7 protein-coding genes are annotated in these 7,256 nt (G+C 72.1%); 1 reads left to right on the top strand and 6 read right to left on the bottom strand.

All coding sequences use genetic code 11. The features are described from left to right. The 6 genes from EOE48_RS10605 to fabD all read right to left on the bottom strand — a co-directional run. Window positions 1-434 (bottom strand): YicC/YloC family endoribonuclease (locus EOE48_RS10605; protein WP_342791831.1); only part of this gene is annotated, 434 nt, incomplete at its 3' end. 60 nt (window positions 435-494) lie between these two features. Further along, on the bottom strand, window positions 495-1,862 hold the full coding sequence (gene mltG, locus EOE48_RS10600; protein ID WP_127728768.1) for an endolytic transglycosylase MltG: 1,368 nt from the start codon (window positions 1,860-1,862) through the stop codon (window positions 495-497). 191 nt (window positions 1,863-2,053) lie between these two features. After that, window positions 2,054-3,328: a beta-ketoacyl-ACP synthase II gene (gene fabF / locus EOE48_RS10595; protein WP_127728767.1), complete on the bottom strand. Its 1,275-nt coding sequence runs from the start codon at window positions 3,326-3,328 to the stop codon at window positions 2,054-2,056. 63 nt (window positions 3,329-3,391) lie between these two features. After that, window positions 3,392-3,628: an acyl carrier protein gene (locus EOE48_RS10590; RefSeq protein ID WP_127728766.1), complete on the bottom strand. Its 237-nt coding sequence runs from the start codon at window positions 3,626-3,628 to the stop codon at window positions 3,392-3,394. 206 nt (window positions 3,629-3,834) lie between these two features. Next, the gene (fabG, locus tag EOE48_RS10585) at window positions 3,835-4,572 is read right to left on the bottom strand and encodes a 3-oxoacyl-[acyl-carrier-protein] reductase (protein ID WP_127728765.1); all 738 of its coding nucleotides are present in this window, start codon (window positions 4,570-4,572) and stop codon (window positions 3,835-3,837) included. A 34-nt stretch (window positions 4,573-4,606) separates the two neighbouring features. Continuing rightward, on the bottom strand, window positions 4,607-5,542 hold the full coding sequence (fabD, locus tag EOE48_RS10580; RefSeq protein ID WP_127728764.1) for an ACP S-malonyltransferase: 936 nt from the start codon (window positions 5,540-5,542) through the stop codon (window positions 4,607-4,609). 453 nt (window positions 5,543-5,995) lie between these two features. Here fabD and EOE48_RS10575 point away from each other — a divergent pair, with 453 nt between their 5' ends. Continuing rightward, complete coding sequence (locus EOE48_RS10575; RefSeq protein ID WP_127728763.1) at window positions 5,996-7,159, top strand: ABC transporter substrate-binding protein; 1,164 nt, start codon at window positions 5,996-5,998, stop codon at window positions 7,157-7,159. Window positions 7,160-7,256 lie beyond the last annotated feature (97 nt).

Raw genomic sequence — 7,256 nt, 5'->3', positions numbered from 1 at the left:
CCGGCGCGGGCGGCGGCCAGCGCCTCGACGAGGCGCCCGGCCGCGGCGGCGAGGTCGCGGCGCAGCCCCTCCGCGTCGTCCGGCGCGCTCTCCTCGGCCTCGATCACGCCGCGGACCTGGAGCAGGCCGTCGACCGAGGCCGGCGCGATGCCGTCCGGCAGCCGGACCCGGGCCAGCGCCTCGCCGAGGGCGGCGAGCAGGGCCTCGTTGAGGCGCACCCGCGGCGCCGTCTCGGCGCGGTTGATCGTGAGGGTGAGCTGGCACTGGCCGCGGGCGAAGCGGCGCTGGATCAGGGCGCGCGCCTCCTCGCCGAGGGCGTCGAGGCCCGGCGGCACCCGCACCCGGACCTCGAGCCCGCGGCCGTTGACGCTGCGGACCTCCCAGGCCCACTGGACCGGCCCGCTCGTGCCGGCCTCGCGGGCGAAGCCCGTCATGCTCGCGATCGCTGCCACGGGCGTCTCCTTCGCCGTCGGGGCTTTTTTCCCGACGGTCGGTTATTGCGGCGCGCGCAGCACCGGCACGGTCTTGGGCGAGTTCAGGTCGTAGCTGCGGTTGCGCAAGGGATCGCGGGCGGTGCCCTCGGAGGCGTCGAACGCCCGGCCGTTGCGCCCCGCGCCGGTCTCGGCGGCGCCGTCGAAGGCGAGCGGCGCCATCGGGACCGCCGCGCCAGGCCGCGGGGCCGCCGCGGGATCGGCCGGCGGCTCGACCTTGTCGACGCCGGCCGCCGCCGGATCGGTCGCCGCCTTGGCCTTCTCGACCTGCCGCCAGCGGGCGACGTTGCGGTTGTGGGCGTCGAGGGTCTCGGCGAAGGCGTGGCCGCCGGTGCCGTCGGCGACGAAGAACAGCTCCTTCGTCCGCGACGGGTTGGCGACCGCCTCCAGGGCGGCCCGGCCCGGATTGGCGATCGGGCCGGGGGGCAGGCCCTCGATCTGGTAGGTGTTGTAGGGGGTGATCCGATCGATCTCGGAGCGCATGATGCCCCGGCCGAGGGTGCCGCGGCCGCCGACGAGGCCGTAGACGATCGTCGGGTCGGATTGCAGCTTCATCCGGCGCTGGAGGCGGTTGACGAACACGCCCGCGACCCGCGGCCGCTCGTCGGCGCGGCCGGTCTCCTTCTCGACGATCGACGCGAGGGTGACGAGTTCCTGCGGCGTCCGGATCGGCACCTCGGCCGAGCGGCGCATCCAGATCTGGTTGAGCACCTCGCGCTGCTTGGCGCGCATCAGGTTCAGGATCTTCTGCCGGGTGTCGCCGCGCTCGAACTTGTAGGTGTCGGGCAAGAGCGAGCCTTCCGGCGGGATCTCGTTGAGCTCGCCGGTGAGGATGTCGTTCTCGTTGAGCCGGGCGACGATCTGCTCGCTGGTCAGGCCCTCCGGGAAGGTGACCGCGTGCTGGACCGGCTTGCCCTGGATCAGGGTGTCGATCACCTCGTCGATGCTGGCATGGGCCTTGAAGTTGAACTCGCCGGCCTTCAGCGCCTGCTTGCGGCCGAAGCGGGCGGTGAGCTCGAACAGCATCGGGTGCTCGATCACGCCCTCCTGCTTGAGCGCCTGGGCGATCTCGCCGACGCTGGAGCGCGGCACCACGATCACCTTGTCGGTGGCCAGCGGCCCGGGCTCGTTGGTCTGGCGGTCGAGCACCACGAGGCCGAGCATCGCCCCGATGCCGAGGATCACGAACAGGGTCAGGAAGCCGCTCACCGCCGACAGGAAGCCGCCGCGCTCGCGCACCGGCGGGGAGGGCGGCGGCGGCACCGCGGTCGGCTTGATCGCCTCGCTCGGGCTGCGGGGCGAGAGGCGGTTCGGCTGATCCGGCCCCTGCGGCGGCGCGGCCGGCACCTCGTTCTTGCGTCTGCGGAACATGGCGGTCCTGTGCTCGCGCGCCGGTCACCGGCGCGCCGACCCGGCGAACGGGTCCGGTCTGCAGCGAGAGATGAGCGGTTTTTATGGCGAAATGGAGTTTCGCGCACGGCCCGCCGCTCTCGCGACCGAGTGGAACGCCCCTCGCTTGCGCGACGATTGCGCCGCGCAGCTCCGCTCTCGTCCGGCGAGGTTCAGCCGACCCGGCGCAGGATCAGCGAGGCGTTGGTGCCGCCGAAGCCGAAGGAGTTCGACAGCACGATGTCGACCTTGCGCCGCTGCGCCTCGAACGGAACGAGGTTGAGGGCGGTCTCGACCGAAGGGTTGTCGAGGTTGAGGGTCGGGGGCACGACCTGATCGCGGATGGCGAGGATCGAGAAGATCGCCTCGATCGCGCCGGCAGCGCCCAGCAGGTGGCCGGTGGCCGACTTGGTCGAGGACATCGCGACGGGGGTCGCGGGGGTCTTGGCGGCGTCGCCGATCAGCCGCTCGACCGCCTTGAGCTCGAGCTCGTCGCCGAGCGGCGTCGAGGTGCCATGGGCGTTGATGTAGTCGATCTCGCCCGGGTCGATCCCGGCGCGCTTCACCGCCGCCTTCATGCTGCGATAGGCGCCGTCGCCGTCCGGCGAGGGCGAGGTGATGTGGTAGGCGTCGCCCGACAGGCCGTAGCCGACGACCTCGGCGTAGATCTTCGCGCCGCGGGCGACCGCGTGCTCGTACTCCTCCAGCACCACGACGCCGGCGCCCTCGCCCATGACGAAGCCGTCGCGGTCCTTGTCGTAGGGGCGCGAGGCGCGGGTCGGCTCGTCGTTGAAGCCGGTCGAGAGGGCGCGGCAGGCGGCGAAGCCGCCGAGCGACAGCCGGTTGATCGGCGACTCGGCGCCGCCGGCCAGCATCACGTCGGCGTCGCCGAGCGCCACGAGGCGGGCCGCGTCGCCGATGGCGTGCGCCCCCGTCGAGCAGGCGGTGACGACCGCGTGGTTGGGCCCCTTGAGGCCGTGGGCGATCGACACCTGCCCGGAGGCGAGGTTGATGATGCGGCCGGGAATGAAGAACGGCGAGATCCGGCGCGGGCCCTTCTCGTACAGGGTCACCGAGGCGTCGTAGATGCCGCCGATGCCGCCAATGCCCGATCCGATCATCACGCCGGTGGCGATCTGGTCCTCGTAGGCGGTCGGATGCCAGCCGGCATCGTCGAGCGCCTGGCCGGCCGCCGCCATCGCGTAGACGATGAACGGATCGACCTTGCGCTGCTCCTTCGGCTCCATCCAGGCGTCGGGATCGTAGGTCCCGTCGCTGCCGTCGCCGAGCGGGATCGAGCAGGCGATTCGGCAGGCGAGGTCGGACACGTCGAAGGCCGTGACCTTCGAGGCTCCGCTCTGCCCCGCGACGAGGCGGCGCCACGTGACTTCGACGCCGCCACCCAGCGGCGTCACCATCCCGAGGCCCGTGACGACGACTCGACGCATCGCGCTATCCCGACCCGATCCCATGTCGCTTCGTGATCCGTTCTTCAGTCCAAACGCAGGAACTCAGCCCGAGTTCTTCTCGAGGAACTTGATGGCGTCGCCGACCGTCTGGATGGTCTCGGCGGCATCGTCCGGGATCTCGACGTTGAACTCCTCCTCGAACGCCATCACCAGCTCGACGGTGTCGAGGCTGTCGGCGCCGAGGTCGTCGATGAAGTTCGCGCCTTCGGTCACCTTCTCGGGCTCCACGCCCAGGTGCTCGACAACGATCTTCTTCACCCGCTCAGCGATATCGCTCATCGTTCGGTCCTCGGTCTCTTTCGTCGTGGGATGGTTGAAGGCCGCCGCGGGCCAGCGGCCGGGTGGTGACGCCGTGTCCCGGCTGAAACCGCCACCCTCCTTGCACGGCCGGCGGGTGCTTAACACAGCGTTTTGATCGTGGCGAGGGGCGGTTCAGGGCCAGTTCAGCGCCGCCCGCGGAGGACGGATCCGCCCCGGGCCGCCTGTCACAGCATCGCCATGCCGCCGTTGACGTGCAGGGTGTGGCCGGTGACGTAGGCCGCCTCGTCGGAGGCGAGGTAGACCGCCGCCGCGGCGATCTCCGCGCCCTCGCCGAGCCGGCCCATCGGGACGGTGCCGAGGATGCCCTCGCGCTGCTTGTCGGTCAGCGCGTCGGTCATCGGCGAGGCGATGAAGCCCGGCGCGATGCAGTTCACGGTGATCTTGCGGCTCGCCACCTCGGCGGCCAGCGCCTTGGTCAGGCCGACGAGGCCGGCCTTGGCGGCGGCGTAGTTGCCCTGGCCGGCATTGCCGGTCGAGCCGACGACCGAGCCGACATTGACGATGCGGCCGTGGCGGCGGCGCATCATGCCCTTCACCGCCGCCCGCGACAGCCGGAACGCCGCCGTCAGGTTCACGGCGATGACCGCGTCCCACTCCTCGTCCTTCATCCGCATGAAGAGGTTGTCGCGGGTGATGCCGGCGTTGTTGACCAGGATGTCGAGCCCGCCGAGGGCTGCTTCCGCCGCCGGCACCAGCGCCTCGACGGCGGCGGTGTCGGACAGGTTCGCCTCGACGACGTGGATCCGCTCGCCGAGTTCTCCCGCCAGCGCGTCGAGGGCGTCGCGGCGCGTGCCCGAGACCGCCACGTGGGCGCCCTGGGCGTGCAGCGCCCGCGCGATGGCGCCGCCGAGCCCGCCGGTGGCGCCGGTGACGAGGGCCTTGCGGCCGCTGAGGTCGAACATGGTGGTGGCTTCCACTGAAGTAGGAGAGGGCGGATCACACCGCGAAGGCGGCCGCCTCGGCCGGGGTGCCGACCGTGGCGGCGGTGGCGCCCGCGGCGATGCGCTTGACGAGGCCCGACAGCACCTTGCCGCTGCCGATCTCCCAGAACCGGTCGACCCCGGCGGACGCCATCGCGGCGACGCATTCGCGCCAGCGTACGGTGCCGGTGACCTGACGCACCAGGGCGTCGCGGATCGCCTCGGGGTCCTGCACCGGCGCCGCCAGCACGTTGGCCATCACCGGGACCCGGGCCGGGGCGAGCGGCACCTCGGCCAGCGCCGCGCGCATCGCCTCGGCGGCGGGCTGCATCAGGGCGCAGTGGAACGGCGCCGACACGTTGAGCATCACCGCGCGCTTGGCGCCGCGCCCCTGGGCCAGGGCGACGGCGCGCTCGACCGCCTCGCGGTGGCCCGACACCACCACCTGTCCGGCGCCGTTGTCGTTGGCGACGTCGCAGACCTGGGCCCCCGCCGCCTCGGCCGCGACCGCCGCCGCCGCCTCGACGTCGAGGCCGAGCAAAGCCGCCATCGCGCCCGCGCCGACCGGCACCGCCGCCTGCATCGCCTCGCCGCGCCGGCGCAGCAACCGGGCCGCGTCGGCGACCGTGAGGCTGCCGGCGGCCGCGAGCGCGCTGTACTCGCCGAGCGAATGGCCGGCCACGAAGGCGACGTCGCGGGCGAGATCGAGGCCGCGCTCGGCCTCCAGCACCCGCAGGGCCGCGAGGCTCGCCGCCATCAGCGCCGGCTGGGCGTTGGTCGTCAGGGTCAGTTCGTCGGCCGGGCCCTCGAACATCAGCCGCGACAGGTTCTGGCCCAGCGCCTCGTCGACCTCGGCGAAGACCGAACGGGCGGCGGCGTGATCCTGGGCGAGGCCGGCGCCCATGCCGACGGCCTGGCTGCCCTGGCCCGGAAAGATGAAGGCGCGCGACACGGCGATGGTCCTGCCCTGGGGGTGTGCGGAACGATTGGGCGGCGCCACTCGCACCGTCGCGCCCCGCAGTCAAGCGTGGCGGCGGAAGGTTTTCGTGGCGGCATGCGGAGGCGTCAGGACAATCGCTGAAGCGATTGTCCTGCGGTCGCCCGCAGGGCGACGCTCGATGCCGGGCGCGAAGAGCGCCTCGCGGAGCGGGGTCGAGGGGACGAATGTCCCCTCGAACGCAGAGCGGAGCGTAAGCCAAGGCCGCGGAGGCGGCCGCGGGCGCTTGAGGCCGAACAGAAATGGCCAGGGCAATCGCTCTCGAGCGATTGCCCTGGACGTCCGCCGCGCTTGCATTGACCAACCGTCCGGTCAATCATACAGCCCGCAACGCGCCGCCGGTCCCGAAGCGGTCCGGCACGGCGCGACGAGGCCCCACCATGAAGGGCCCGCAGGGAGGACGTGACGATGAAGCGGATGGTCTTGGCTCTGGCGATGGCCGGAGCCGCCCTGTCGTTTCCCGCCCTGGCGGCGGAGCCGGTCAAGATCGGCGTCACCATCGCCAAGACCGGGCCGGCGGCCTCCCTCGGCATCCCCCAGGCCAATTCGGTGCCGCTGTTCCCGACCGAGGTCGCGGGACACAAGATCGAGTGGATCGTCCTCGACGACGCCACCGACAGCACCAAGGGCGTCGCCAACGCCCGCAAGCTCGCCAGCGACGACAAGGTCGACGCGATCCTCGGCTCCTCGACCACGCCGGTCTCGCTGGCGATGATCGAGGTCGCGGCCGAGGCCAAGGTGCCGATGATCACCGTCGCGGCCTCGTCGAAGCTCATCAGCCCGATGGACGACAAGCGCCGCTGGGTGTTCAAGACCGCCCAGAACGACAGCCTGATGGCCGACGCAATCGTCGAGCACATGGTCAAGGCCGGGATCAAGTCGGTCGGCTTCATCGGCTTCAACGACGCCTACGGCGACGGCTGGCTCACCGAGATCACCCCGCGGCTGGAGGCCAAGGGCATCAAGCTCGTGGCGACCGAGCGCTTCGCCCGCACCGACACCAGCGTCACCGGCCAGACCCTCAAGCTGACCGCGGCCCAGCCCGACGCGGTGCTGATCGCCGGATCGGGCACCCCCGCCGCCCTGCCCCAGAAGACCCTGAAGTCGCGCGGTTATGCCGGGAAGATCTACCAGACCCACGGCGTCGCCAACGCCGACTTCCTGCGCGTCGGCGCCAAGGACGTCGAGGGCACGATCCTGCCCGCCGGCCCGCTGCTGGTCGCCGAGCAGCTCCCGGAATCGAACCCGGTGCGCAAGGTCGCGCTCGACTACACCCGGGCCTACGAGGCGAAGAACGGCGCCGGCTCGCTCGCGACCTTCGGCGGCCACGCCTACGACGCCGCGATCCTGCTCGCCACCGCCCTGCCGGTGGCGCTCAAGAGCGGCGCCGAGCCCGGCACCCCGGCCTTCCGCGCCGCGCTCCGCGACGCCCTCGAAGGGCTGAAGGAGGTCGTCTACACCCACGGCGTCGCCACGATGTCCCCGACCGACCATATCGGCCAGGACCAGCGCGCCCGCGTGATGGTGACGATCGAGGGCGGCAAGTGGAAGCTGCTCTCGGCAACGAACTGAGGGCGGGGCGGAAGTTCCGGGCCCGCTGACGAGACCGCGCGCCTGACCCTCCCCCCTCTGCGGGGGAGAGTGCCCGGCGGAGGCCGGGCGGGAGAGG

Source organism: Methylobacterium oryzihabitans (genome assembly GCF_004004555.2).
GTDB lineage: Bacteria > Pseudomonadota > Alphaproteobacteria > Rhizobiales > Beijerinckiaceae > Methylobacterium > Methylobacterium oryzihabitans.
This window is presented reverse-complemented; position numbering and strand designations above follow the sequence as displayed.